At 68.8% G+C, this 25,776-nt stretch carries 30 protein-coding genes; 8 read left to right on the top strand and 22 right to left on the bottom strand.

Annotated elements, in window-relative coordinates; translation table 11 throughout:
• Nucleotides 1-5 precede the first annotated feature (5 nt).
• The 14 genes from BHD05_RS02270 to BHD05_RS02205 form a co-directional block, all read right to left on the bottom strand.
• The gene (locus tag BHD05_RS02270; RefSeq protein WP_161884985.1) at nt 6-1,241 is read right to left on the bottom strand and encodes a flagellar hook-length control protein FliK; all 1,236 of its coding nucleotides are present in this window, start codon (nt 1,239-1,241) and stop codon (nt 6-8) included.
• Complete coding sequence (locus tag BHD05_RS02265; protein WP_161884984.1) at nt 1,238-1,672, bottom strand: flagellar export protein FliJ; 435 nt, start codon at nt 1,670-1,672, stop codon at nt 1,238-1,240. Before BHD05_RS02265 ends, BHD05_RS02270 begins: the two co-directional genes overlap by 4 nt.
• A complete protein-coding gene (locus BHD05_RS02260; protein WP_161884983.1) occupies nt 1,672-3,000 on the bottom strand; it encodes a FliI/YscN family ATPase in 1,329 nt (442 codons plus the stop codon). Before BHD05_RS02260 ends, BHD05_RS02265 begins: the two co-directional genes overlap by 1 nt.
• On the bottom strand, nt 2,997-3,602 hold the full coding sequence (locus BHD05_RS02255; protein WP_161884982.1) for a FliH/SctL family protein: 606 nt from the start codon (nt 3,600-3,602) through the stop codon (nt 2,997-2,999). The genes BHD05_RS02260 and BHD05_RS02255 overlap by 4 nt, the downstream gene beginning before the upstream one ends.
• On the bottom strand, nt 3,592-4,608 hold the full coding sequence (fliG, locus tag BHD05_RS02250) for a flagellar motor switch protein FliG (RefSeq protein WP_161884981.1): 1,017 nt from the start codon (nt 4,606-4,608) through the stop codon (nt 3,592-3,594). Before fliG ends, BHD05_RS02255 begins: the two co-directional genes overlap by 11 nt.
• On the bottom strand, nt 4,608-6,188 hold the full coding sequence (gene fliF, locus BHD05_RS02245; RefSeq protein ID WP_161884980.1) for a flagellar basal-body MS-ring/collar protein FliF: 1,581 nt from the start codon (nt 6,186-6,188) through the stop codon (nt 4,608-4,610). Before fliF ends, fliG begins: the two co-directional genes overlap by 1 nt.
• Nucleotides 6,188-6,487, bottom strand: coding sequence for a flagellar hook-basal body complex protein FliE (gene fliE / locus BHD05_RS02240; protein WP_161884979.1), 300 nt, complete (start codon nt 6,485-6,487; stop codon nt 6,188-6,190). The genes fliF and fliE overlap by 1 nt, the downstream gene beginning before the upstream one ends.
• Nucleotides 6,487-6,879: a flagellar basal body rod protein FlgC gene (locus tag BHD05_RS02235; RefSeq protein ID WP_161884978.1), complete on the bottom strand. Its 393-nt coding sequence runs from the start codon at nt 6,877-6,879 to the stop codon at nt 6,487-6,489. The genes fliE and BHD05_RS02235 overlap by 1 nt, the downstream gene beginning before the upstream one ends.
• Entirely contained in the window at nt 6,879-7,220 is a 342-nt protein-coding gene (locus BHD05_RS02230; RefSeq protein WP_161884977.1) for a flagellar basal body rod protein FlgB, read from the bottom strand. Before BHD05_RS02230 ends, BHD05_RS02235 begins: the two co-directional genes overlap by 1 nt.
• A 134-nt stretch (nt 7,221-7,354) precedes the next feature.
• A complete protein-coding gene (locus BHD05_RS02225) occupies nt 7,355-7,645 on the bottom strand; it encodes a hypothetical protein (RefSeq protein ID WP_161884976.1) in 291 nt (96 codons plus the stop codon).
• Nucleotides 7,638-8,072: a flagellar export chaperone FliS gene (gene fliS, locus BHD05_RS02220; protein ID WP_161884975.1), complete on the bottom strand. Its 435-nt coding sequence runs from the start codon at nt 8,070-8,072 to the stop codon at nt 7,638-7,640. The genes BHD05_RS02225 and fliS overlap by 8 nt, the downstream gene beginning before the upstream one ends.
• A complete protein-coding gene (gene fliD, locus BHD05_RS02215; protein WP_161884974.1) occupies nt 8,069-9,424 on the bottom strand; it encodes a flagellar filament capping protein FliD in 1,356 nt (451 codons plus the stop codon). Before fliD ends, fliS begins: the two co-directional genes overlap by 4 nt.
• A gap of 151 nt (nt 9,425-9,575) precedes the next feature.
• A complete protein-coding gene (locus BHD05_RS02210; RefSeq protein WP_202614271.1) occupies nt 9,576-10,406 on the bottom strand; it encodes a flagellin N-terminal helical domain-containing protein in 831 nt (276 codons plus the stop codon).
• A 117-nt stretch (nt 10,407-10,523) separates the two neighbouring features.
• Entirely contained in the window at nt 10,524-11,327 is an 804-nt protein-coding gene (locus tag BHD05_RS02205; RefSeq protein ID WP_161884973.1) for a sigma-70 family RNA polymerase sigma factor, read from the bottom strand.
• A 366-nt stretch (nt 11,328-11,693) separates the two neighbouring features.
• Between BHD05_RS02205 and flgN the strand changes: the two genes are divergently transcribed.
• The 7 genes from flgN (at nt 11,694) to BHD05_RS02170 (ending at nt 16,775) form a co-directional block, all read left to right on the top strand.
• Nucleotides 11,694-12,179 (top strand): flagellar export chaperone FlgN, encoded by a 486-nt coding sequence (gene flgN / locus BHD05_RS02200; RefSeq protein ID WP_161884972.1) that lies wholly within the window; start codon nt 11,694-11,696, stop codon nt 12,177-12,179.
• A gap of 8 nt (nt 12,180-12,187) precedes the next feature.
• A complete protein-coding gene (gene flgK, locus BHD05_RS02195; protein WP_161884971.1) occupies nt 12,188-13,609 on the top strand; it encodes a flagellar hook-associated protein FlgK in 1,422 nt (473 codons plus the stop codon).
• A 15-nt stretch (nt 13,610-13,624) separates the two neighbouring features.
• Nucleotides 13,625-14,497, top strand: a complete 873-nt coding sequence (locus BHD05_RS02190) for a flagellin N-terminal helical domain-containing protein (protein ID WP_335920167.1) — start codon at nt 13,625-13,627, stop codon at nt 14,495-14,497.
• The gene (gene fliW / locus BHD05_RS02185; protein WP_161884969.1) at nt 14,494-14,874 is read left to right on the top strand and encodes a flagellar assembly protein FliW; all 381 of its coding nucleotides are present in this window, start codon (nt 14,494-14,496) and stop codon (nt 14,872-14,874) included. The genes BHD05_RS02190 and fliW overlap by 4 nt, the downstream gene beginning before the upstream one ends.
• A 37-nt stretch (nt 14,875-14,911) precedes the next feature.
• On the top strand, nt 14,912-15,559 hold the full coding sequence (locus tag BHD05_RS02180; RefSeq protein WP_161884968.1) for a dienelactone hydrolase family protein: 648 nt from the start codon (nt 14,912-14,914) through the stop codon (nt 15,557-15,559).
• Between the two features lie 129 nt (nt 15,560-15,688).
• Nucleotides 15,689-16,096 carry a DUF4383 domain-containing protein gene (locus BHD05_RS02175; RefSeq protein ID WP_161884967.1) on the top strand — a complete coding sequence of 136 codons (408 nt, stop codon included), beginning with the start codon at nt 15,689-15,691 and terminating at the stop codon, nt 16,094-16,096.
• A gap of 91 nt (nt 16,097-16,187) precedes the next feature.
• Nucleotides 16,188-16,775: a hypothetical protein gene (locus BHD05_RS02170; RefSeq protein WP_161884966.1), complete on the top strand. Its 588-nt coding sequence runs from the start codon at nt 16,188-16,190 to the stop codon at nt 16,773-16,775.
• Between the two features lie 19 nt (nt 16,776-16,794).
• On the opposite strand, the gene BHD05_RS02165 is transcribed toward BHD05_RS02170, so the two are convergent.
• Nucleotides 16,795-18,087 carry an ATP-dependent DNA helicase gene (locus BHD05_RS02165; RefSeq protein WP_161884965.1) on the bottom strand — a complete coding sequence of 431 codons (1,293 nt, stop codon included), beginning with the start codon at nt 18,085-18,087 and terminating at the stop codon, nt 16,795-16,797.
• Between the two features lie 111 nt (nt 18,088-18,198).
• Between BHD05_RS02165 and BHD05_RS02160 the strand changes: the two genes are divergently transcribed.
• Entirely contained in the window at nt 18,199-19,230 is a 1,032-nt protein-coding gene (locus BHD05_RS02160) for a hypothetical protein (protein ID WP_161884964.1), read from the top strand.
• Here BHD05_RS02160 and BHD05_RS02155 read toward each other — a convergent pair.
• From BHD05_RS02155 to BHD05_RS02125, 7 genes are all read right to left on the bottom strand, one after another.
• Nucleotides 19,217-21,175, bottom strand: a complete 1,959-nt coding sequence (locus tag BHD05_RS02155; RefSeq protein WP_202614270.1) for a bifunctional copper resistance protein CopD/cytochrome c oxidase assembly protein — start codon at nt 21,173-21,175, stop codon at nt 19,217-19,219. The genes BHD05_RS02160 and BHD05_RS02155 overlap by 14 nt on opposite strands.
• A gap of 407 nt (nt 21,176-21,582) precedes the next feature.
• Entirely contained in the window at nt 21,583-21,870 is a 288-nt protein-coding gene (locus BHD05_RS02150) for an HU family DNA-binding protein (protein WP_161884962.1), read from the bottom strand.
• 115 nt (nt 21,871-21,985) lie between these two features.
• A complete protein-coding gene (rpsN, locus tag BHD05_RS02145; protein WP_161884961.1) occupies nt 21,986-22,291 on the bottom strand; it encodes a 30S ribosomal protein S14 in 306 nt (101 codons plus the stop codon).
• Nucleotides 22,292-22,293: 2 nt separating this feature from the next.
• Entirely contained in the window at nt 22,294-22,461 is a 168-nt protein-coding gene (rpmG, locus tag BHD05_RS02140) for a 50S ribosomal protein L33 (RefSeq protein WP_161884960.1), read from the bottom strand.
• Nucleotides 22,461-22,697, bottom strand: a complete 237-nt coding sequence (gene rpmB, locus BHD05_RS02135; RefSeq protein WP_161884959.1) for a 50S ribosomal protein L28 — start codon at nt 22,695-22,697, stop codon at nt 22,461-22,463. Before rpmB ends, rpmG begins: the two co-directional genes overlap by 1 nt.
• A 181-nt stretch (nt 22,698-22,878) precedes the next feature.
• Nucleotides 22,879-25,272 carry a phosphoenolpyruvate synthase gene (gene ppsA / locus BHD05_RS02130; RefSeq protein WP_161884958.1) on the bottom strand — a complete coding sequence of 798 codons (2,394 nt, stop codon included), beginning with the start codon at nt 25,270-25,272 and terminating at the stop codon, nt 22,879-22,881.
• 83 nt (nt 25,273-25,355) lie between these two features.
• Entirely contained in the window at nt 25,356-25,766 is a 411-nt protein-coding gene (locus BHD05_RS02125) for a Fur family transcriptional regulator (RefSeq protein ID WP_161884957.1), read from the bottom strand.
• Nucleotides 25,767-25,776 lie beyond the last annotated feature (10 nt).

Here is a 25,776-nt window from a genome sequence, read left to right as displayed (position 1 = left end):
CTGCTCTAGGCGAATACGTCGATGGTCGAGGGGGCGCCCCAGCCGGGCGGGGAGGCCACGGCAACCGAGGGCTCCGGCGGCGCGTCGCCGGTGTTCGGCTCGCGCGGGCGGTGCCGTTCGCGGTCGGCGGCCGGCTCGTTTTGCTGCGACAGGTCGAGGGTTCCGCCGAGCCCAGCGCCAGCGAGGTCGCGGCGCAGTTCCGGGAGGATGGCCCGCAGAGCATCCCGGCCGAGGTCGCTGGGGGCGAAGAGCTCGACACGCACACCCTCGCCGGTGACGTGGGCTCGCACCGTGACGGGGCCGAGACTGTCGGGCGTCACGCTGATCGTCAGGAGGTGCTCGCCGCGGCCGGCGGCCGCGAGGGTGAACAACGGGGCCGCGACCTGCGCGGCAAGCGGGGCCGGTGTGGGCTGCGCGCCCGGGCTCACTGCTGGGCTCGCGGCCGGGCTCGCGGCCGGGTTCACTAGCGGAACGGCCGGCGCAGCGGCGACGGTTGCCGAGGCAGCGGGAGGCGTCGCCTGTGACGGGGTGGTCTGGGAGGTCCCCACAGGTGCGGGTGCCGACTCCCCTGCCTGTGCCTCGACGGCGGCGACGGGCAACGAGGTCGCCCCCGCGGCACGCACCGGTGCCGACACGGTCGGTGCCGGCGTCGCGGAGGCGGTCGCGCCGGTCGTCATAGGCACGGGTGCCGTCGCGAGCACCGTGTCGCTCGCGGCCAGCTCGCCGGCCGTCGCTGCCGCAGGGGCAGGTGCAGGTGCAGGTGCAGCCGGAGCGGCGGTATCGGTATCGGACCCGAGCGTCGCCGTCAGGGCCGGGCCGGCCGTCGATTCGGCTGTCCGGGCGGTCTCGGGCACGGTCCTGCGCACGGACTCGAGCACGGACTCGGTTGCCCGCTCGGTCGCGAGATCGGCGTCGGGCGCGATCACCGGCGCGATCACCGGCGCGAATGCCAGGCCCGTGGTTGGCACGAGAGTCGGCCCGGTCACAGGGGCATTCGTCGGTCCGGGCAACAGCACCGGTGCGGGCTCTACGGCCGCTCCACTGGCAGCCGCAGCGGGCGAGCACTCTTGGCGTGACTGACCACCGGAGCGCAGACGCTCGGTGGCACGAGCACGCTCCCCGGACGGGCCCGCCGCGGTCGCCTCCGCCATCGCGGCGGCGAAGCCACCGGCATCCGTCTGGCGCGGAGTCGTACGCGCACCCGCGGCCAGGGGGAGGGCCTCGCGCTGGATGATCGTCATGTCGCCTCAGATTCGCGGTTGCGGTGCCATGCGGTAGAGGCGAGTTCGTCGATGGCCGACTGCTCGGTCTTGAGGTCGCTCGTGATGACCTCGACGTGGTGCTTCTCAGCGAGCTTCTCGAGGCCGACGGTCTTCGTGCGGGCGCTCGTGAGCGCGGCGGTCGCGCGCTCCACCGCTTGGGCCTCGATGCTGCCGAGGGCCTCGAGTTCGGCGAGCATGCCGCGCGCGGACGAACGCGCCACGGCGACGGCAGTGAGCGCGAGCCTGTCGGTCGGCGCGGCGTCGCCTCCGGCGAGCTCGGATCGGATCCGCGCCCGGCGGATCTGGTTCTCCCGCAGCCGCGCGTTCGCGGCCGAGAGTGCGCCCACCGCGGCATCCTGTTCGAGGTGTCGCAGGCGCAGCAGGCCGGCGAGGGAGAAGGCGCGCGCCATCACGCCCCCCTCAGGGTCGAGGCGAGGTTCTCGAGGCGGGCCCAGGCCTCCGGCGGCGTGGAGCGCTCGTCCATGCCCTGCCGCAGGTAGGCGTCGATCTCGGCCCGGTGGTCGACACCCGCGTCGACGAGCGGGTTTGAGCCGCGCTGGTAGGCACCGACATCGAGCAGATCCTGGGCGGCGAGCCGCGCCGCAAGCACCGTGCGCAGGCCCGTGGCGGCCGCGGCCTGCTCGGTGCCGATGATGCGCGAGGCGACGCGGGAGACCGAGCCGAGAACGTCGACGGGCGGAAAATGGCCCACGAGCGCGAGCTTGCGGTCGAGCACGACATGGCCGTCGAGGATCGACCTGGCCGCGTCGGCGATCGGCTCGTTGTGGTCGTCACCGTCGACGAGCACCGTGTAGACACCCGTCACCGACCCGGTCTCGCCCGTGCCGGCGCGTTCGAGCAGCCTGGCGAGCACCGAGAACGTCGACGGCGGGTAGCCGCGTGTGGCCGGGGGCTCCCCCACCGACAGGCCGATCTCGCGCTGGGCCATCGCGACGCGGGTCAGCGAGTCCATCATGAGCATCACGTCGGCCCCCTCGTCGCGGAAGGATTCCGCGATGCGGGTGGCGACGAATGCCGCACGCAGACGCATGAGCGCAGGCTCGTCCGACGTGGAGACGACAACGATCGAGCGGGCAAGCCCCTCCGCGCCGAGGTCGTCTTCGAGGAACTCGCGCACCTCGCGTCCGCGCTCACCGACGAGGGCGATGACCGACACCTGCGCTTCGGTGCCGCGCGCGATCATCGAGAGCAGCGACGACTTGCCCACACCGGATCCGGCGAAGAGCCCCATCCGCTGCCCGCACCCGACGGTCGTGAGAGTGTCGAGCACGCGCACCCCGAGCTGCAGCGGCCGGTCGATGCGCGAGCGATGCATCGCCGACGGTGCCTCGTTCTCGAGCGGCACCATCGCGGAAGCCCTCAGCGGGCCCTTCCCGTCGATCGGGCGACCGGCGCCGTCGATCACACGCCCGAAGAGACCGGAGCCGGTCGGCACGAGCAGCGCTCCGGAGCGCGTGCGCGCGGGCGAGCCCGCTCGGATGCCCGCGAGTCGGCCGAGTGGCATGCAGCGGATGCCGTCGCGGGTCGTCGCGACGACCTCGGCGTCGACGCCGACCCCGTCACCGATGCTCACGAGGTCACCAATCGCGCAGTCGAGGCCGGCAATCTCGATGCCCAGGCCGACGATCGACGACACGGTCCCGATCCGCTCCGGGCGCGCCACTCCGAGCGCGGAGGCAACGCGTTCGGCGAGCGGTCGGGCCAGCGAGAGCGTCACGACTCCCCCAGCAGCTCTGAGCGCACGCGCGCGAGCGCCGTCGAGATGCGCGCATCGAGTTGCCCGTCCGCGAGCAGTGACAGAGCATCGCCGCGCGCGAGCATGGGGTCGGCGACGAGCTCGACACCCGCGGCGCGCAGCGCATCGATGTCGACAGCCGGCAGGCTCGCGAGGTCGGCGGGGTGGAGCTGCACCGCCTGCACGAGGACTGGGTCGATGCCATCGAAGGCGCGGGTGATGGCAGACCTGGCCGAGCGTTCACCGTCGTCGAGTTCGCGGGTGAGGATCGCCTCGGCGATGTCGACGGCGGCTGTGGCCAGCATGACGTTGGCGTCGGCGAGCACGGGAGCCGTGCGCGTGCGCAGATCCTGCGCGGCGGCGCCGAGCGCGGCGAGGGCGAGGTCGAGGTGGGCCTGCTGCTCACGCATCGCCGCGGCATGCTCGGCCACGCGGACGGCCTCGCGTGTGTCGGCTTCGGTGCGCGCCGCCCGCAGACCAGCGAGGTATCCGGCCGAGTGGCCGCGTGCGGCGCTTGCGGCGTCGCCGGCGGAGCCGCGCACGGTCGGGAATGTCATTCTCGAGAACGGGGCATCAATCGACAAAGCTCTCCTCCTCTTCTCCGCGGCGAATCGCGATCTCGCCCTTCGCCTCGAAGTCGCGGATCGAGCGCACGATCTCGGCCCTGGCCTCGTCGACCTGAGACACACGCACCGGACCGGTCGAGCCGATCTCGTCGTCGAGGAGTTCACGATTCCGCTCGGAGAGGTTGCGCTTGAGAGCCGAGACCACGGCATCGGCTGCTCCCTTCATTGCGACCGCCAGCACCGCGACATCCAGGCCCCTCAGCACTTTCTGCACGTCTCGGTCCTCGAGCTTCACGATGTCGGCGAAGGTGAGCATGCGCGCGCGCACCGCTTCGGCGAGCTCGGGATCGTGTGCCTCGAGTCCCTCCAGGATCGCGCGCTCCGTCGCGAGGTTCGACCGGTTGATGATGTCGACGAGGGGCTGCACCCCGCCGACGACCTCGATCGTCTCGCGAGGCAGTGGCACGCCGGCGCTCGCCTTGAGGGTCTCCGCGACGATCGCCAGCGTCTCGGGCGTGGCACTGCCCAAGCTCACGATGCAGCGCGCCACATCGGTGCGCAGTGGGTCGCCGAGCTCCGCCATGATCGCGGAAGCCCGCTCGGAGCTGAGGTGCGCCAAGACGAGCGCGACCGTCTGCGGGAGCTCACCGTCGAGCAGTGTCCCGATGCGCGCGGGGTCCATGCCGTCGAGAAACTCGAAGCCCTTACCGGCCATCGAGGTCGCCACGCGCAGCATGACACCCGCAGCCTTCTCGTCGCCGAACGAAGCCTTGAGAAGGCCGGATGCCACCTCGCGCCCGCCCTTCTGCATCCGGCCGCCGCTGAGGGTCAGCCCGAGGAACTCGGTGAGCGTGCGTTCGGCAACGATGTTGTCGACCCGGCGCAGGCGCACAATCTCGGCGGTGATCTCCTCGGCCTCCGCCTCGGTGAACTGCTTCATGACCTTGGCGGCGCTGGCCTGGTCCATGCTCAGGAGCACCACCGCGGCCTTCTGCGTGCCTGTCAGTGTAAGAGAGGCGGGCATCAGGCCGGCTGCCTGTCATCCATGAGGCCGCGAAGGTAGTCCGCCGCCCGTTCCGGGTCTTTCTCCGCGAGAGCGCTGATCTCCGCCCGCTGCCGGTCGACATCGGAGGCCTCGGCGGGCGGTGATGCCGGGGGCGGCTTGAGCGCCGGCTGGCTGAGGAACGTCATCGGCACGGTGGGCGCGGTCAGGATCTCGTTGAGCGCGGCCATGTCTACCGCTTCACGCTTCTGCCGGCGTGAGCGGAGGGCGAAGAAGATCAGACCGAGCACGATCGAGATGACGATGGCGAAGGCGATGAGGGCCGTACGGATGATCTCGGCGGTGCGTTCGCTTTCGGCGGCGGCCTCGGCTGCGGCAAGGGCCTCGGCGGCCTCGACCGCACCGGCCTGGCTGAAGCCGACCAGTTTGACCGTCACCTCGTCTCCCCTGTTCGGGTCGATTCCCGCGGCGGCGGACACGAGCGCGGCGATCTCGTCGACGTCGAGGGCCCCCGCGACGTCGGCGTTGAGCGCCACCGACACGGTCTGCCTCTCGATCGACCCCGCCGGGATCTTCCGTGACTCGGTGACCTTGTTGATCGCGTTGGTGCGGTTGGTGACCTCCGAGGTCGAGCCGCCGTCCCCGAGCTCCTCGGCCGGCACGGCGATGTTGTCGGGGCCGAGCACGCCGGCGGCATTTCCCCCCGCACCGACCCGGACGTCTTTCGTCGTCGACTCGGTCAGCGCCAGGCTCTCGATCGGTGCACTGAAAGTCTCCTCGGTACGCTCGGCGGACTCGTAGTTCACATCGGCGGCGACGACGACCGTCGCGTTGCCGGGACCGGCGACCCTGTCGAGCATCGCCTGCACGGCGGAGCCCACGCGGGCCTCGTAGTCGGTCGCGCGATCATCCGCCGATCCGCTCATTCCCACTCCAACGGCGGAAAGCACGGTGCCCGCGGCGTCAATGACGGCGACATCGGTCGCCGCCATACCGTCGATCGAAGCCGAGGTGAGGTGCACGATCGCCTCGACCTGGCTCTGGGCGAGGGTCACACCGTTGCGCATTTCGACGAAGACGGATGCCGTCGGCACGCCCTTCTCCGACATGAACACCGTCTCCTCGGGGATCGCGAGGCGCACGGATGCCGTCTTGACTCCCGTGATCCCCTCGATGGTCGCCGCGAGCTCCCCCTCGAGGGCCCGCTTGTAGGTGACCGATTGCTGGAATTCCGACGAGGTGACGCCCATGTCGTCGAGGAGCGCGTAGCCGCCCTTGCTCGAGCTCGGGAGTCCAGCGGATGCCGCCTTGATCCGCTCCGTGTAGACGCTCTCCTCCGGAACCATGATCGTCGCGCCGCCGTCGGCGAGTTCATAGGGCACGCCTGAAGACTGGAGCTGGTCGACGATCGCACTCGCGTCGCCGCCCTCGAGCCCCGTGAACAGCGGGCTGTACGCCGGCTTTCCGAATACGGCGGCGAGCGCGACCACGCCGAGCACGAGCCCGGCGACACCGATGATCGCGATCGTGCGCTGCGCGACCGTGAACTTCGCGATCGCGGCAGACAGCCGGCCGAGCATCGAGGTGACCTGGGCGGGCATCAGGCCTGCATCCTCATGATCTCGTTGAACGCATCGACGCCCTTGTTTCGAACCGCGGCGACGAGTTCGAGGGTGACCTGCGCGCGAGTGGAGGCGAGGGTCGCCTGGTGGATGTCGCTGAGGTTGCCGGTGAGCGCCTTGACCGCAAGGTCGCCGGAGGTTCCCTGCAGCGCCTGCAGGTTGGTGATCGCGCCGCCGAGTTGGTCGCCGAAGTCGGCTCCTCCGGTCGGGGAGGCGGCGGGCGCAGCGGACGGCAGGTAGTTCGTCGGCTGCACTGCGGTGAGTGCCGGAATGATCATCAGGAGCGTCCGATCTGCAGGGCAGCCTCGTAGGTGTCTTTGGCGCGGTCGACAACCGCCGCGTTCGCCTGGTAGCCCCGCTGGGCCATGATCAGCTGGCCCATCTGCGAGGCGAGGTCGATCTCGGGGTATCTCACGTAGCCCTCCGCGTCGGCGAGGGGATGGGCGGGCTCGAAGACGAGCCTGCCCTCCTCACTGCCATAGGCCGCTCCGGCGACGAAGACGCCCGTCGTTCCCTGCCCCTCCTCGGCGACGACGTATCTCGCCTGGAACGCCGACCCGTCGGTCGGCTTCACGGTGTTGATGTTGGCGAGGTTGTCGGAGACGGCGTCAAGCCACTTTCGGTGCACCGTGAGCCCGGTGCTGGCGATTCCGATCGCGTCGAACGTCATCAGTTGGTCCTCATCGCGGTACGCACACTCGAGAACGCGCCCTCGGCCGCGCGGGCCGCGAACTGGAAGCGCAGAACAGTGTCGATGTTCGAGAGGGTCTCGGTGTCGAGATTCACGTTGTTGCCATCGAGCCGCGTCGGCTCGAGCGAGCGGGCGGTCGTGGCGTCTGCCCGGCCGCTTCCTGCCTGGACCGACGCCGCGAGGGCATCCTCGAACATCACACGCTGGGCCTGGTAGTTCGGCGTGTTGACGTTGGCGATGTTGTTGGCGATCACGCGCTGGCGCAGCGCGAGCCCATCGAGCGCACTGTCGATGGCGGCCGAAGTCACGGAATTAAACACGAGGGCCCTATTCGTTGTGTAACGGCCTATCCGTGGCCTGAAGGTGAGCGATCCGTGCTCGTCACAGGTGTCTATCGGCACAAGGTCGCGCGGCGTTAGGCGAACACGTCACGAATGTGTGGTGGAGCCCCGCGTCACCCGGTGACGTCGAGATAGACCGAGATGCCAGCGCCCTCGTCCTGCGGGACCACGCGCAGCGCGGCGAGATGGCGTGCAGCCTCGTCCCGGCGGCCCTCGAGATATTCGGCCGCGGCGAGCTGAGCAGTGAGCACCCGGCGAGCGCGATCGACGAGCGCCTCCGGGATCGGGCCGAGCTCGGGGGCGACCCACGGCCCTGCTGCGGACGGCGCCACCTGCTCCGACCGGTTCGCGGCGGCCTCGAGGTCGTCGAGAAGCACCGACCATGCCTCGTGCGCGTCAGCCAATGCCGAGCGTCCCCGCCGCGGCGCGGCCGGACGCCGGGGCCGCCGGCAGCGACTCCGCCGCCTCGTGCCACGAGCGGCGCAAGGGCTCGAGCAGCTCGATGCTCTCTCTGGTGCGCGCCACGTCGCGGTGGATGTTGGCGTTGATAAGGGAGTTCGACACATAGTTGTAGATCGCGAGGAGCCCCTCCCCTCCCTCCCAGACGTCGACCCTGAGCGACGATGACAGCTCGGAGACGATCGCCTGGGCGTGAAGCAGGTTCTCGGTCGCAGTGGCCCAGTTCTGCGCCTGCTGCGCCGCCTCCGCGCGGCCGAGGTCGAGCATCAGCCGGTCGTAGAGCATTGTGAGCAGCCGCACGGGGCTCGCCGAGAGCACGGCGTCGCGGTTGTATTGCGAGCGAAGCGCGCTCGCGCCGGTGGTCATCGTCATTGAGAGTTGCTCGATCCCGATAGTGAGGCGAGTTGGCTGGCGAGGTAGGACGACTGCGCGTTGAGCGAGCTCAGCTGTACCTCGAGCGCCGAGTAGGTGCGCTCGAGGGTCGATCTCCTCGTTGTGAGGCGGATGTCCCAGTCGCTGATCCGGTCGCTGAGATCCCGCAGGCTCGACTGCTGGCCGGTGATGCGTCCCGTGAGGAGTCCGTCGTACTTGTCCGAGATGACTCCCGCGGCGTCCCCGACGCGGCTGGCGATTCTCTGGAGCGCCGCCTGGGTCGCCGCGGGGTCCTTCGCGAGCGCCGCGGCGAACTTCTCCGCGTTGAACTCGAGCGTGCCCGACTTGGTGATGACGATGCCGAACTCCGAGGGCGACCTGCCGTCGATCGGCTGCGAGGCCGCCGCCATTATGCGCCGGTTCACGTCGCGCACCGTGCTGTCGCCGGCGAATGCTCCGCCGGAGACTGTCGTGGCTCCCGTGGAGCTCGTGCCGGTGGTCACGGCCGACTTAGACGAGATGAGCGCGAAAATGTCGTTCAGACCGGTGACGAGGCGTGCGGCAACATCGCCGATTCGCGCATCATCGCGGGCGATACCGATGGTCACGGGCGTGACGGATGCCGCGGCGACGGTGATCGAGACCCCGGGCATCAGGCTCGCGAATGTGTTCGTCGGAGACGAGATCGTCTGCGAGGCGGCCGAGCCGGCCCAGAGCGTGACCTCGGCGTTGGCGGCGGTCCGCACGGTGGCGGCGCCCACCTCGGCGAAGATGTCGGCGCCCGCCGCGGTGTCGCGGTGCACAGAGAAGGCGCCGGCTGCTCCTGTCTCGGTCGAGGAGAGCTGCAGCCGGAACTCGCCCCCGCCCACCGAGACCTTCGTCGCGGTGACGCCCGCGCCTGCCGCATTGATCGCCGTGACGACCGCGTCGAGGGAGGTCGAGGCGGCGGTGACCTGGGTCTCGGTGCCATCGCTGCCGACGATCGTCAGCACGGGCGGGTCGTCGGCCCAGACCGACATCGCCGCCGTCACCGACTTCTGCGCCTGGGCGAGCTGCCCGACGACGAGGTCGATCTCGCCCGCCTGGGCTCCCGTCGTCGCGGTCGCGGTGACCTTGTCCGAGCTGCTCGTCGTGGAGTAGAGGTCGAGGGCCTGGGGCTTGGCGGTCGTGACCGCGAGCTCGCCGACCGCGGCGACTTTGGTGTTGAGGCCCTGAAGTGCCGAGATGTAGGCCTGGGAGGCGGTGACCTTGCTCTTGAGCAGGGTCTGCGGAACCGCCTCGAGCTGCATGAGGGAGTTGATGAGCGCCGTCGTGTCGAGTCCGCTGACGAGGCCGTCGATGGCGAGCGACATGGCGCGTCCTCCCTGGGGATTCTGGTGTGGGTCTTCTGGTCGTCGTGATGTGAAAAAACGGCCGGTGGGGCGCGACGGATGAGGTCCAGTTCATCCGCCGCTTCCACCGGCCGCAGGTCACCGGGCGGGGCCCGGAGGTCGGTTGCGCGGTTTAGCGCAGCAGCTGGAGAACGCCCTGGTTGGACTGGTTAGCCTGCGCGAGCATGGCGGTGCCGGCCTGCGACAGGATGTTCGAGCGCGTGAACTTGACCATTTCCTCGGCCATGTCGGTGTCGCGGATACGCGAACCGGCAGCCGTGAGGTTCTCCTTCGAGACGGCAAGGTTGCGGATGACGCTCTCGAAGCGGTTCTGCTGCGCACCGAGGTCGGCGCGCACCGTGGAGATGGCGGTGATCTCGGTGTCGAGCGCTGCGATAGTGGTCAGCGCGTTGGCGGCGGAGTCGAACATGAGACCGCCGATGGTGGTGCCGAGGGCCGCGATGCTCGTACCCGTCAGGTCCACGGCGATCTGGTCTTCCGCCGCGAAGGAACCAGCGCCGACCTGGAAGGTCAGGTTGGCCGTGCCGTCGAGCAGCTTGGTGCCGTTGAAGTTGGCCGAGGTGCCGATGCGGGTAAGTTCTTTGCTCAGCGCGGTGACCTCGGTCTGGATCGCGGTGCGCGACTCCGGGCTGTTCGAGTCGTTGCCGGCCTGCACCGCGAGGTCGCGGACGCGCTGGAGGATCGAGGTGACCTCGTTGAGCGAGCCCTCAGCGGTCTGCAGAACGCTGATGCCGTCCTGCGCGTTGCGGGCGGCGACCGTGAGGCCACCGACCTGCGACTTGAGGCCCTCCGAGATGGCGAGGCCGGCTGCGTCGTCTGCGGCGCGGTTGATGCGAAGTCCGCTTGAGAGCTTCTCGAGCGACTTCGACAGGTCGTTCTGGGTGGTGGCGAGGTTGCGGTACGCGTTGTTTGCCGCGATGTTGGTGTTGATCTGCATGCCCATGGTGAGTTCCTCCGTGACTGGGTGTGGTGCGCCTACCCATCCGTGGGCCGGCAACAGAAGCTATCGGCACTCGCGCGGCGCTCGTTAGGAACGCTGCGACAAAACTTTTCCGGCGGTTCAGCAGGCCGGGGAGGCGCGCTGCACCTGGGCGACCCCGGCGATGACCTCGTCGGCCACACGAGCGAGGTAGGCCGTGCGGCTCGACGCGGCGATACGCGACTGGGGGGCATGCGCGAACTCGGGATCGTCGGCGTAGTGGGTGCCGAGGCCGTCACGCATCAGCCGCACCGCCTCCGCGCGCAGCTGCGACACGGCCGAGTGGGTGATGCCGAGAGACGCGGCGATCTCGGTGACCGATCGGTCTTCGAAATAGACCTGCTCGATGATGCCGCGCATCCGTTCGGGGAGGGCGTCGACCGCCGCCCGGAGGTACGCGAGGCGCTCGGTCACGAGCAGGCTCTCCTCCGGCAGCGGGATGTCGGCGGCGAGATAGTCGCCGGCGAAGTCATCGAGGGCCGTGAGCGTGCGTGCCGAGTCGGCGATCGCGACTTTCGCCGCAGCACTGTCGATTCCCAGGGCCGCCGCGATCTCGTCGACGCTCGGCGCTCGCCCGAGCGAGGCAGTGAGTGTCTCCTGCACCGAGACGGTCTCCTTGATGCGACGACGGGCCGAACGGGGCGCCCAGTCCCCCGCGCGCATCTCGTCGGCGAAGGCGCCGATGATGCGACGGCGGGCGAAGGCGCCGAACGGAACCCCGAGACTGACATCGAACGCGTCGGCCGAGGTGATCAGCGCAACCGTTCCGGCGGAAGCGAGGTCATCGCGCGAGAGGTGCGTCGCCCTCGCCCACGCCTCGGAGACGAGGTAGCCGACAAGCGGCAGGTTCTCGACGACGAGCTTGTTGCGATCTGCACGATTCACGAAGTGGACCCCTTGGACGTTCGGCCTGGACTGGATGCGCGACTCCCGCGCCGGAGCGCGAGATGGTACGTACCTGGTTTCGGGCCGTCGGTACAAGGGTGGAACGGGTGGAGACGTTCGGGACTAATTCTCGAACTTCTCCGTGGCTCACACTATCGGCAGTAGAACGACTGTTCTGCAGGACGCCCGCCCCCAGTTCGAGGCACGGTGCCGCCGGTTCCGGCGCCAAATGAGCCGGGATTTCCCTAACGTCGCGGCTACGCTTGCCGACAGTTGCTGAGAACCACGTGGAGAACACGGGCATTGATGCCCGCCTCTTCGCGACTACCCACTGACAAGAAGAGAATGACAAGAAGAGGAGGAGACGTGGGCGCCAACGAACTCTCCGCTCTGCTGTGGCGCGAACGCGAGCTTCTCGAGCTGCTGCTCTTCAAACTGGAGGAGGAACAGCTGCTGCTGACCGCCGGCCGGTCGCGCTGGATCCAGCACGCGACCCGCGAGGTCGAGCAGGTCATGGAGCGGCTGCGCGCCGCGGGTCTCGCCCGCAGCGTCGAGGTGGCCGCCGTCGCCCTCGAGTGGAGCACGACCGAGGATGCAAGCCTGCGCGACCTCGTCGCCGGGGCGCCCGACGGGCCCTGGTCCGACATCTTCTCCGCCCATCTGCGCGCGATGACGACCGTCACCGCCGAGATCAAGCGCGTGCGCGACTCGAACGACACGTTTCTGCGCGAGGCGCTGCGGTCGACCCAGGAAACCTTTGCCACCACCGGGTCGTCCGGCGGCACCTACGACTCCACCGGGGCATCCGACTCCGTCTCAGCCGGCGGCCGCCTGTTCGACACGAGCCTCTGAGAGCGCGCGTGAGCACCTTCAGCGGACTCAACACCGCCTACCGCGGTCTCGTGGCCGCGCGCCAGGGCCTCGACGTTGTCGGGCAGAACATCGCGAACGCGAACACCGAGGGTTACACCCGGCAGCGCGTGACGACGAGCTCGGTTGCCGCCTCGAACCTCGCCGGCATGTTCTCGAGTGGTGTGCGACCGGGCGAGGGGGTCTCGGTCGACGGCATCGCCCGGCTCGGAAGCGAATACCTTGACGCCCGGGTAAACGGCACGGCGTCGACAGCCGGCTATTGGCTCGCACGCGCCGAGGCCATGATGGATCTCGAGGGCACCCTGCGCGAGCCGGGCGAGAACGCACTGTCGACGCAGCTCGACGGCTTCTGGGCAGCCTGGCAGGGGCTCTCCAACCAGACCGGGGAGCCAGCTGCCGCCCGCGTACTGCTCGAGGAGTCCGGCGCGCTCGCCTCCCGCATCGCCTCCTCCTACGGCGAGGCCGTCGGACAGTGGTCGGAGCTGCGGGGCAAAACCGCCTCCATGGTCGTCGAGGTCAATGCCGCCGCCGCCCGGATCGCCGACCTCAATGCCGCGATCCGGCAGACGACCGCAGCCGGGGGGTCCGCGAACGAGCTCGTCGATCAGCGCGCGACCCTCGCCACGACGATCTCCTCCCTCACCGGGGCGACGATCCGGCCCCACGATGACGGGACGATCGATGTGACGGTCGGCGGCAACGCGATCGTCTCCGGCGACACCGCCCACGGCATCCGGGTCGTCGGATCCACCCGCCTCGAGGACGCGACGACGAGCCCCGTCACACTCGAGTGGGCGGACCGCCCCGGCCGCACCGTCAGCCTCGACGGCGGCCGGATTGCGGGCACCCTTTCCCTGCTCGCCCCCGCCTCGGCCGGCGGCGGCGGCGCCCTCGCCGAACTGGCCTCGTCGTACAACGCGCTCGCTATTTCGCTTGCGAGCACCGTCAACGCCGTGCATCAGACCGGCGCAAGGCCCGACGGCACAACGGGCCACGACTTCTTCAAGCTCACCGCTGGCGTGCCCGCGGCCCGGGGGCTCGTCGTGATCCCCACGAACGTCGGCGAGCTGTCAGCGGCGACGCCGGGGGCCGGCGGCCTCGACGGTTCCATCGCCGATGCCATCGCCCAGCTGCGCCTCGCGCCGGGGTCCCCCAACGCGCTCTGGGCGCAGGCCGTCGTGCGCACGGGGGTCACCACGAAGTCGGATGCCCAGCAGGCGGTGAACGCCGAGCTCGCCTCGCAGTCGGCCGTCGGCGCCCAGCGCTCGGCAGCCTCCGTCGACCTCGATGAGGAGAACGTGAACCTCATGACCTTCCAGACCGCCTACCAGGGCTCGGCGCGGGTCATGACGGCGATCGACCAGATGCTCGACACCCTGATCAACCGAACCGGAATCGTGGGGAGGTAGCCGATGATCTCGCGAGTGACGACCCAGACAATGGTGGATTCCGCCGCGCGCAACCTGCAGTCGGCCAAGAACGACCTGGCCCGTATCCAGGACCGCGCGAGTTCCCAGAAGGCGCTCGATCGGCCCTCAGACGATCCTGCCGCGATGGCCGAATCGCTGCGGGTGCGAACGGCGCAGCGCGCGACGGAGCAGTACGGCAGCAACATCGCCGACGGCATGGGCTGGCTCGCGACAACCGAGTCCGCCCTCTCGGGCGCACTGGATGTTCTCGGCCGCGTGCGCGACCTCACGGTGCAGGGCGCAAACGATGGCGCTCTCTCGACGACCGCCCGCAACACGATCGCGTTGGAGCTCGAGTCGTTGGGCGCTGACCTGCTCAGCAAGGCCAATTCGAGCTACCTGGGCCGGAGCGTCTTCGCCGGAACCTCCGACGCCGGCGTGGCCTTCGACGCCGGGTACGCGCACACGGGAGCGCCCGGCAGCTCTGTGCAGCGCCGCGTCGGCGACGACCAGACCGTGCGCGTCGACGTCGACGGTGCCGCGGCATTCGGCACCGGGCCGTTGTCGGCGTTCGCCCTGATCGACGGCATCGCCGCCGACCTGCGCGCCGGAGTCAACATCGGCACGCGCCTCTCGGCGGTCGACGCACGAATCACCGCCGTCGTCGAGCAGCTTGCCGGCGTCGGCACCCGAGATGCGAGAATCGAGCGAGCCCAGGAGGCGAACATGGAACACTCGGGAGCCCTCGAGGCGCAGCGTTCCGGAGTCGAGGACATCGATCTCGCCCGGGTGATCCTCGACCTGCAAGTGCAGGAGACGACCTACCGCGCCGCGCTCGCGGTGACCGCGCGCGTGCTGCAGCCCACCCTCATGGACTTCCTGCGATGAGCGCGGCCCTCACCTTCCTCACGCCTCCTCCCGGGCTCGAGCCCCTCCTCGACTTCACCCTCGACGACATCGCCGGGGCCGCCGGGGTCTACTCGTTGCAGTCCGCCGCCGACGACCGCATCCGCCTCTTCGTGCTCGACGCCGGCGTCTTCCTGCCCGAATACTCTCCGGAGATCTCGGATGTACAGGGGTCGGCACTCGACCTCACAACAGGGGAGGACGCGATGGTGCTCGTGGTGGCCAACCCCGGAGGCGACGGCACCACCGTCAATCTCCTGGCCCCCATCGTGGTCAACTCCACGACAGGACGCTGTGTGCAGGTCATCCTCGACGACCAGGCCTGGTCCATGCACGAGAGGCTGACACCCCAGCACTGATCCGCGGGCTCCGCCGCGGGCTGGGTAGGGTGTGATCATGACCGAGATCGTGCCGATCCCCTCCCCCGGGGTGGCGCTCGAGTACGGCGAGCCCGGCAACCCGATCGTCGTCCTGATTCACGACTGGTTCGGCCGGCTGCCGAGCCTCGGTTTCTACGCCGAGGCGCTTGTACGGCACGGGTTCCGGGTGGTCGTTCCCGACCTGTACAACGGGGTCGCGACGACCGACGAGGTCACGGCGCAGCGGCTGCTCGACGAGCTCGACGTCGGCTTCGCCCTCTCCCTCATCGACGATGCCATCGAGGAGGGCCGCGCGCAGGGCTCCGACCGGGTGGGCGTCATCGGGTTCGCCATGGGCGGCTGGATCGCGCTCCTGCACGCCCAGGCCGGGTCGGCGGATGCCGTGGTCGCCTACTACGCGAGCCTTGAGGGCAAGGACCACGGCGTCATCCCCTGCCCGGTGCAGCTGCACCTTGCCGCCAACGACGACTGGGCCGAGGGCCAGGATCCCGACTCCTTCGTCGATCGACTCAAGGAGCACGGCACACCGGTCAGCCGGTATGCCTACCCCGGCACCCGGCACGGCTTCGCGAACGCGACGATCCCGAGATCGCTCCACGCCCAGTCCGCCTCCCTCGCCTACGCGAGAGCAGCAAGATTCCTCGAACTCCACCTTCTGGAGTAGCTGGCTGGGGCTGCGCTCCACGCCGACTCGAAAGCGGTTCGCCCTTAATGCAACCAATCCGCTTGGAACCGGGGTACGAATGACTGGTACGCGCGACATCCGTCGGGCTCGTGTTTAGGAGGCACAATCATGACCAAGTCACCCAATCGTCTGCTCGCCACCGTCTTCGGTGTCGTCTACCTGCTCGTCGGCCTGCTGGGCTTCACCGTCACGGGAGGCGTCAGCTTCTTCGACACGTCCGGCGGGCTGCTACTCGGCCTGTTCGAGGTGAACGTGTTCCACAACGTCGCGCACCTGTTGATCGGTGCCGCACTGCTCATCGCCGGTGTGTCGAACGTCGCCGCCGCGCGCGGCGTGAACATCGCCGTTGGAGCCGCCTACCTGCTGCTCGGTATCGTCGGCCTCTTCCTTATCGGCACGTCGGCCAACATCCTCGCCATCAACGCGGCCGACAACGTGCTGCACTTCGCGAGCGCCGCCGTGCTGCTCGCCGTCGGCCTGGGTGCCGACAAGAAGGTGCGCGCCGCGCGCGCGTAGCCGCACCGGCAGGAGCGGGACGGCGCCGCCACCGCGGCGCCGTCCCATCACAGGCACGGCGTTCGCGCCGATCGAGAAGAGGAGGGCGACCATGTCGCAGATCGTTCGCACGTGGCTGGGATTCGCCGCGATCGGGGCCGGACTGGTTCATCTGGCGCTGGTCATCAGCTCTCCCCTTCCGATCGCCGCCGTCGTGCTCCTACTCGGGGTCACCGAGATCGCGTGGGGCGTCGCCACCTTCGCGAGGGAGTCCGTTCCGACCCCGCGGGTGGCCGGCGTTGTCGCGATCGCCCCGCTTGTGGCGTGGAGCCTCCTCGTCGTCGTCGCCACTATGCTCGACGCGGCCTGGCTCGCGGCGTCGCTGCCGCTGCTGCCCATGGCGGTCGCGTCGATTCTCGAACTCTTCGTCGCCGCGGTTCTCGCCACCCACCTGCGCCGGGTGCGGAATGCCGGCGGCACCGCCACGGTGCCCGCTCTGCCGAGCGCCGGCCGCTATCTGGTCGGTCTCATGGCTGGCGCCCTGCTCGTCGGCGCGCTCACGACCCCGGCGCTGGCCGCGACCGAAGCGGGCCGTTACGCCCAGCCGCACGGCAGCCACGACGCCGACCTCGTGCCCCCCGAGGATGGCGGAAGCGGCACGCTCACCGGCATCCGCCTCCCGGAGCACGGCGACCACTAGCCGCCTTCGGCGAGCCGTCTCAGGCCCGGATCGCAGGGATCGCCTGCGCCTTCTCCATAAAACGGCGAACGTCTCGGTCGACGATGATGTCCGACGGCCTCAGCGGCCTGGTCAGGAACAGGCCCTCGAGCGCCGCGATGCGGCTGAGCGCGACATAGGTCTGGCCGGGCGCGAACGAGCGCTGGCCGAGGTCGACGATCGCCCGGTCATAGGTCTTGCCCTGCGACTTGTGGATCGTCACCGCCCAGGCCAGGCGCAGCGGAAACTGCTGGAACTCGGCGACGATGTCGCGCTTGAGCTCCTTCGTCGCCGGCGAGTAGGAATACTTGAACTTCTCCCAGATCGCCGGCTGCACCTGGTGCTCCTCGCCGTCGACCTCGACGAAGACGGTCGACGAGATGGCGGTGACCGTTCCCACCGACCCGTTGACCCAGCGCTGGTCGGCATCGTTGCGCAGGAACATCACACGCGCACCCACCTTGAGCTGCAGCGCATCATCCGCTGGGAACGCGCGGCCCCCGAATTCGCCGGTGATCTCGGCCTTGGCGGTGAGCACGCGCCCCGGCAGTCCGGCGAGGGCTCTCGCGTTGATCGCGTTGACCGTGTCGTTTCGGGTCGCGAGCGTGATGGCCCCGGATGCCGGTGCCGGCCGCGCGCCCGTCTCGTTGAGGCGCCCCGCGATCTCGGCCGTCACCGAGCCGTGGCGCACGGCGTTGAGCATCGCCTTGAACTCTTCCTCGTGCTGGCGGTGGATGGTGTTGAGCTCGAAGATGCGCAGGTCGGCCTCGTCCCACACCTTCGCGTCGAAGAACCACATCGAACGGTACTGGTCGGCGAAGTAGGCGCGCTCGTCGGCATCCCCCGGCACCGGCGCGAGTTGGTACGGGTCGCCGAACAGCACGACCTGCACTCCCCCAAACGCCTCGAGCGGTCGCTGGCGCGCCTGCCGCAGCGCCCGGTCGATGGCGTCGAGCAGGTCGGCGTTGACCATCGAGACCTCGTCGATCACGAGGGTCTCGATCGTGTTGAGCAGCTTGCGCACGTCGGCGTTCTGCTCGATCTTGCGGTCGGCGATCACGCCGATCGGCAGGCGGAAGAGCGAGTGGATGGTCTGCCCGCCGACGTTGAGCGCCGCGACGCCGGTCGGGGCGCAAATCACGATCTGCTTCGAGGTGTTCCACGACAGGTGGTTCAACAGCGTCGACTTGCCGGTGCCGGCACGACCGGTCACGAAGATGTGTTCGCGGGTGGTCTCGATCGCGTCGAACAGGGCCTGCTGTTCGGCGGAGAGGGTAATCGGGGAGCTGCTCACGCGCGGTCCTCGTCAGTGTTGCCGATCATTGCGCCCAGACTACCGGGCCGGGACGAGCGCCACCGCGGAGCGGCGACGATCAGGGGGAAGCTCCCCGCTTAGGATTGCCCCATGGTGATCGGGGGCCCAATGGTGATCGGGGACGGGGTCGAGCGCAGGCCCGACCCGATCCGTCGATGGGCGATCCGCTGGGGCATCGTTGTGACCCTGATCCTGCTCGCGTTCGCCGGTACCGTCGTCGGCCTCAACGCGAGCCTGTACAGCGCGGACGGCTTTGTGCGCTCCTACCTGTCTGCGCTCGCCCGGCATGATGTCGACGCGGCACTCCAGACGCCCGGCGTGACTCTGGCCGGTCCCGCCTCGCGCGAGCTCCTGACCGCGGATGCCCTCGGCGAGCTCACCGAGATCGAGCACGTGGGCAGCACCGCCGGTGTTGGCGGGACGACCGTGGTCGAGTTCTCGTTCGAGCTCGACGGAACGCCCGGCAGCACGTCGTTCGCCGTCACACCGGCATCCGCCCGGCTCGGGTTCTTCGACTCGTGGGCGTTCGAGACAAGCCCGACAGGCATCCTCGAGGTTGTCCCGCAGCACAACTCGGAGTTCGACGCCAACGAGCTGACCCTCGAGGCGACCAACGGGGCGGCCGCCGCGAGCGCGTACCACGTACTCACCCCGGGCGTCTTCGCGCTCGGCCACGACTCGGAGCTGCTCACCGCGGACGCGGAGCGGCTCATTGTGCTCGAGCCGGGGTCGATGGCCCTGGCGACCGTGAACTCGCGCGCGAACGAGGAGTTCGTCGACCTCGTCCAGGGCGAGCTCGACGCGCTGCTCGACGGGTGCGCAACCCAGTCGGTGCTCCAGCCGACCGGATGCCCCTTCGGCGAGAGAATCGCGAACCGGGTCGAGGGCGTCCCCGAGTGGACGATCGCAAGCTACCCGGTCGTGACGATCCTGCCGGGCGACACCCCGGGCACCTGGCGGGTGCCGGAGACGGCCGGCACCGCCCACCTGGTCGTCGGCGTTCAGTCGCTCTTCGATGGCACCCGGTCGACATTCGACGACGACGTGCCGTTCACGATCGGCTACCTGATCACGTTCCCGGGCGACGGCCGAGTCGTGATCGACGCCGTCACCGGTGGCTGAGCTTCTCGAGCATCTGGTTATAGTCGGTGAGGTCCACGTCGCCGTCGCGCGCCGCCTTGCGGTCGAGCCGCTTCGCCTCCTTGGTGTCGCTGCGCGACCACATGACGGCGACGACGATCGCGAGAATGATCGTTGGAATCTCGCCGACACTCCACGCGATTCCGCCGGCCGTCTGTTGGTCGGCAAGCGCCGAGACACCCCAGGGGCGGCCCATCGCGCCGTACCAGTCGGCGAGCAGGAGTCCCGTTCCGGTCATCAGCGAGAGGCCGAAGAATGCGTGGAACGCCATGGTGCCGAGCAGCAGCACGAGCCGCAGAGGGTAGGGCGCGCGGTAGGGCACGGGGTCAACGCCGATGAGGGACTGCACGAAGAGGTAGCCGGTGATGAGGAAGTGCACGAGCATCCATTGGTGGCCGATGTGGTCGGTCGTCGCCCAGCTGAACAGCGGGGAGTAGTAGAACAGCCAGAGGGAGCCGGCGAAGATGACCGCGGCGATGATGGGGTTCGCCAGTAGGCCGGCGATTCTCGAGTGCACCGCGATCATGATCCATTCGCGTGGGCCGCGGCTGCCGTCGGCGCGCTTGGCGATCGCCCGCAGCGCGAGGGTCGCCGGGGCGGCCGGCACAAGGAGCACCGGGATCATCATCCCGAGGATCATGTGGGCGAGCATGTGGGCGCTGAACAGGTACTTCTCGTAGACGTTGAGCCCACCGTTGGTGACGTAGAAGAGCAGCGCGAGTCCGGCGAGCCAGAGGATCGTGCGGTGGATCGGCCACGTGTCGCCGCGCTTGTGCAGCCGCCAGACCCCGGCGAGGTAGAAGAAGGCGAGGAAGGCCACAGCGAGCACCCAGATCACGTCGAAGCGCCACTCGGTGAGGTAGCGCAGCGGAGTCGCCTCCGGCGGCAGCGGCTCCCCCGTGAGAATGTAGGCCGGTGTCGTCGTCACGAGCACCTGGGGCACGAGCGGGTCGGTGCGGGCGAGGGCTGCGGCCACACCGGAGGCGATGCCCATAAACGCGAACTCGGCGCTGATGAGCCACCAGAAGGCGCGGCCGCGCGTGGCGCCGTCGCGCAGCATCCGTCCGATCAGGAACCGGCGTTGGACCGCCCCGAACAGGCCCAGGGCGATGAGCGCGACTACCTTGACCACCACCAGGATGCCGTAGGGGCGCAGCAGCCCATCGAGGGAGCCCACCCGCAACGACGCGTTCACGTAGCCGGAGACCGCGACGACGATGAAGCTCACGAGGGCGAACGAGGAGTAGCGGCCGACGATCGTGCCGAGGCGGTCCGGGTCGATCTTCGAGCGGATCGCGACGATCGTGAGCAGTCCGCCGAGCCAGATCGCCGCGAAGACGAGGTGCAGGCCGAGCGAGGAGATCGCGGCGTCGTGGCCGGCGGCACCCGCGGCGTGGCCCTGCTGCGCCATCGGCACGAGGCCGGCGATCGCGAAGACGGTGACGAACAGCAGTAGTGTTCTGCCTCGCACCGCGAAGCACAGCACCGTCGTGACGGCGGCGATGAGGGTGGTGGCGAGCCAGGCCTGGCCGAAATCCACCTCGGTGAAGAAGGCACCGAGCAGCTCCCCGAACCGGGCGTCGAACGACAACGGCTCGAGGTACACGTTCAGGAAGGTGAAGAAGCCCGTGGCGGCGGAGGCGACGGTCCAGAAAGCGGCGGATCCGGCGGCGAAATCGAGAGCCCGGTCAAACTCGGGCTTGTCGCGGCTGAGTGCGAAACTCACTAGCACGAGGGCGCCGATGGTGCCGGCGGCACCGATGTTGACGAACAGCTTGGAGATCGGCAGTCCGTAGCGCACAAGCGCGCCCGGGTCGGCGAGGGCGGGAGCCGCGGCGGCGCCCCCGAACTCGAGGGCCGCGAGCAGGCTGACCAGTGCGACGGCCAGTAGGAGGGCCGGTCCGAGGATGCGAAGAGGCCGAGACACGTCCACCAGCCTAGGTGAGCAAGCTGGGCGCGAAACCCGCATCGCGCCGCCCCGCCCGGCCCCGCCCGGCTTTCATTATTCAGGAGCTGGAGCGGTAGCCGGCTTTCATAATTCAGGAGTGAAAGCCGGACCTGGGCCTCATAATTCAGGACACTTCGGTGCCCGGATGCCCTATCCCCCAGCATCCGGCCCGCAAGAGCAAAATAGAGCCGTGACTCACGTCCCGCTCCTGAATAACGAAACGCAACAGACACCCTTCAGCCCGACAACTCCTGAATGATGAAAGGCCACAAACACTGTTCAGCCCGACAACTCCTGAATGATGAAAGGCCAGCGAGACAGCGCGGCGGGAACGACGAAGGGGATGACGCCCTCTCGGACGTCATCCCCTTCGTTGTGAGGCTGAGTTACTTCGCGGCGGCCTTGAGCTTGCTGCCGGCGCTGACCTTGACACCGTATCCGGCGGCGATCTGGATGGCCTCACCCGTGGACGGGTTGCGTCCGGCGCGAGCGGCACGGTGGGTGCGCTCAATGGCGAGCCATCCCGGGATCGTGACCTTGGTGCCTTCGCCGACCGAGGTCGCGAGGGTCGAGAACAGTGCGTCGAGCACGCCGTTCACTGCGGCCTGGCTCTGGCCAGACTCTGCGGCTACTGCTGCGACGAGCTCGGTGCGGTTCAGTGACTTGTCAGCCATTTGTGTCCTCCTCGGACTTTTGTTGCAATACAGGTCTGCTCGATCGGTGAAACAGTCGAGTGACTGATGGTCAATTCATGACCCCGGGCGTAGAACCCGAGGATCCGACTGTAATTTACCAGCTTGACTTGGTGATACCGGGCAACTCGCCCCGGTGCGCCATCTCGCGGAATCGAACGCGCGAAACGCCGAACTGCTTGAGGTACCCACGCGGGCGTCCGTCGATCGCGTCGCGGCCACGAAGGCGCACGGGCGAGGCGTCACGGGGGAGCTTCTGCAGTCCGAGGCGTGCGGCCTCACGCTCGGCATCCGTCGACGCGGGGTCGACGAGTGCCTTCTTCAGCTCGAGGCGCTTCGTCGCGTAGCGCGCGACGATGACCTTGCGCTGCTCGTTCTTGGCAATCATGCTCTTCTTCGCCATGGTTAGCGCTCCTCGCGGAATTCGACGTGCTTGCGCACTACTGGGTCGTACTTCTTCAGCACGAGACGGTCTGGGTCGTTGCGACGGTTCTTCTTCGTCACATACGTGTAGCCGGTGCCCGCCGTCGAGCGGAGCTTGATGATCGGACGTACGTCCTGGTGCTTAGCCATTAGATTTTCTCCCCACGGGCCAGGATGTCCTTGACCACGGTCTCGATGCCGCGGGCGTCAATGACCTTGATCCCCTTGGCACTGAGGGTCAGAGTGACCTTGCGGCGCAGAGACGGAACGTAGTACGTCTTCTTCTGCACGTTCGGGTCGAAGCGGCGCTTGGTGCGCCGGTGCGAGTGCGAAATGTTGTGACCGAAGCCGGGAATGGCTCCGGTTACTTGGCAGGTTGCTGCCATAATTCTCTCCTTGACTACCGTAGGACGAGTGCCCTACCCAAGATCTCTTGTCGGCACGCGCAGAACCCCCGAATAACGAAACGAGGGGGTCGGCGTACGAAGCGAGCGTAGATACCGCCCAGCCAAGGGACTATCTTACGGATGCCGCTGCCGCACTGCAAGCTCGCGCGGGCGCACCGGGTCAGCGCGCCGCCTGCAGCGTCGCGGTCTCGGCATCCGCGATCAGGTGCACCGTGCGCAGGAAGCTGTCGGGGTTGAGCGAGATCGAGTCGATGCCCTCGCGTACCAGGAACGCCGCGAAGTCGGGGTGGTTGCTCGGGCCCTGCCCGCAGATGCCGATGGGGATGCCTGCCTCGTGCGCCTTGCGGATCGCTTCGCTGATCGACCTCGTCACGGCCTCGTCGCGCTCGTCGAAGAGCCCCGCGAGCTCCTCAGAGTCGCGGTCGACTCCGAGCACGAGCTGGGTGAGGTCGTTCGAGCCGATCGAGAAGCCGTCGAACCTCGTCGCGAACAGCTCCGCGAGGATCACGTTCGACGGGATCTCACACATCATGTAGACCTTGAGACCGTTCTCGCCCCGCACCAGACCGTTCTGCGCCATGGTCTCGAGCACCCGGTCGGCCTCCGCGGGGGTGCGGCAGAACGGCACCATGACGATCACGTTCGTGAAGCCCATGTGCTCGCGCACCCGCTTGAGCGCCCGGCACTCGAGCGCGAAGCCCTCGCGGTAACGCGGGTCGTAGTAGCGCGATGCGCCGCGGAAACCGAGCATCGGGTTCTCCTCGGCGCGCTCGAACACGCCGCCGCCGATCAGGTGGGCGTACTCGTTCGTCTTGAAGTCGCTCAACCGCACGATCACGGGATTCGGGTAGTACGGCGCCGCGAGCTTGGCGATGCCGCGGGCGAGCGTCTGCACGAAATAGTCCTGCGGACCCGCGAAGCCGCGGCTGAGCTCGGTGATCAGCTCGCGATCCTTCTGCGCGACCCGCTCCGGGTGCACGAGCGCCATCGGGTGCACCTTGATGAGGTTGTTGATGATGAATTCCATCCGTGCCAGCCCGACGCCGTCGGCGGGGAGGCGCCACCACTGGAACGCCGCTGCCGGGCTCGCGACGTTGACCATGACCCGCGTCCGGGTGCGCGGGACGTCGCCCAAATCGACCTCCTCGGTCTCGAACGCGAGTGCGCCCTCGTACACGTGCCCCTCGTCTCCCTCCGCGCAGGAGAGCGTGATCGTCGACCCCTCCGCGAGGTCGACCGTCGCCGTCCCCGTGCCGACAATGGCCGGCACCCCGAGCTCCCGGCTGACGATCGCCGCGTGGCTCGTCGCCCCGCCGTGGTCAGTGACGATTCCCGCCGCGCGCCTCATGATCGGAACCCAGTCCGGGTCGGTCATTTCGGTGACCAGAATGGCGCCGTCGCGGAATTTCTCGATGTCGGCGGAGCTGCGGATGACACAGGCCTCGCCCACCGCGATCGATTCGCCGATTGCTGCGCCGGTCACGAGCACCCGCCCGGACTCAACGAGGCGATGCACGGTGAACCGGTCGGCCGCCTTGCCCGCCTGCACGGTCTCCGGCCGCGCCTGCACGAGGAACAGCTCGCCGGTGAGTCCGTCCTTGGCCCACTCCATGTCCATCGGGCGGCCGTAGTGCTCGGCTACGATCGCCGCCCAGCGCGCGAGCTGCACGATCTCGCTGTCGTCGAGAACGAGCGCGCGGCGCTCCCGCTCGGTCGTATCGACGAGGCGTATGCGTGCGCTGCCGCCTGCGCCGTAGACCATCTTGCTCGCCTTGCCGCCGACGGTCTTCTCGATGATCGGGGTCACCCCCGCATCCGCGAGCAACGGGGTGAAGACGAGGTACTTGTCCGGATCGACTGTGCCCTGCACCACCGTCTCGCCGAGCCCCCAGGCGGCACTGATGACGATCGCGTTCGGGAACCCCGTGTCGGTATCGATCGAGAACATGACCCCCGACCCCCCGACATCCGACCGCACCATGCGCTGGATGCCGATCGAGAGGGCGACCTCGAGGTGGTCGAAGCCCTTTGCCTCGCGATAGCTGATCGCCCGGTCGGTGAACAGCGAGGCGTAGCAGCGGCGGCAGGTGTCGAGCAGATCGCGCACTCCGCGGACGTTCAGGAAGGTCTCCTGCTGCCCGGCGAAGCTCGCGTCGGGCAGGTCCTCGGCGGTGGCGCTGCTGCGCACGGCGACGGGCGGGTTGTCGATTCCGGCCCGGTCGGCGAGGGTTCGATAGGCCGTGCGGATGTCGTCGGCGATGTCCTCGGGGAACTGGCTGTCGAGGAAGAGTTCGCGGATCGCCGCCCCGGTCACCCGCAACGACGCGTCGCCCAGCCGGTAGCGCTCCAGCAGGTCTCGAATTGCCGGTTCGAGGTCGCCCGCGACGAGGAAGGCCCGATAGGAATCCGCCGTCGTGGCGAACCCGGGGGGAACCTGAACCCCGCTCGCGGCGAGCGCGCCGACCATCTCTCCCAGCGACGCGTTCTTGCCTCCCACCTGCGGGATGTCTCCCAGTGAGATGTCCTCGAACCAGACCACGTGCTGATCGCGCATGCTGTCGCCTCTCGTCGTCGGGCCGCAGCGGTGCGCGCCCGTGTACGCGACGTTAGACGCGCCGGGCCAGCAGCGACACGGCCTTAAGCCCCGTGGGCGAGCGCAGCGGGTGAGGCGCTGCAGCTCGCGCAGAGGCCGAAGACGTCGACGATGTGGCTGGCCTGGGTGAAGCCGTTGTCGGAGGCGACCGTGTGCGCCCACGCCTCCACGGCATCCGCCTCGATCTCAACCGTGAGACCGCAGTTGCGGCAGATCAGGTGGTGGTGGTGCTGGCCGGGGGTGCAGGCGCGGTACAGGCTCTTGCCCTGGTCGGACTGCAGCGAGTCCGCCTCGCCCTCGGTGGCGAGGTCCGCGAGGGCGCGGTACACGGTCGCGAGCCCAATCGAGGATCCCGCCTCGCGCAGGCTCGAGTGGAGGCCCTGCGCGCTGACGAACCCCTCGTTGCTGCCGAGCGCTTCGCGCACGGCTTCGCGTTGCCAGGTGTTCCGCTTCATGAGAACGATT

This window comes from Marisediminicola antarctica (assembly GCF_009930795.1).
GTDB lineage: Bacteria > Actinomycetota > Actinomycetes > Actinomycetales > Microbacteriaceae > Marisediminicola > Marisediminicola antarctica.
The sequence above is the reverse complement of the archived record's forward strand: the minus strand, read 5'-3'. Positions and strand labels throughout refer to the sequence as shown.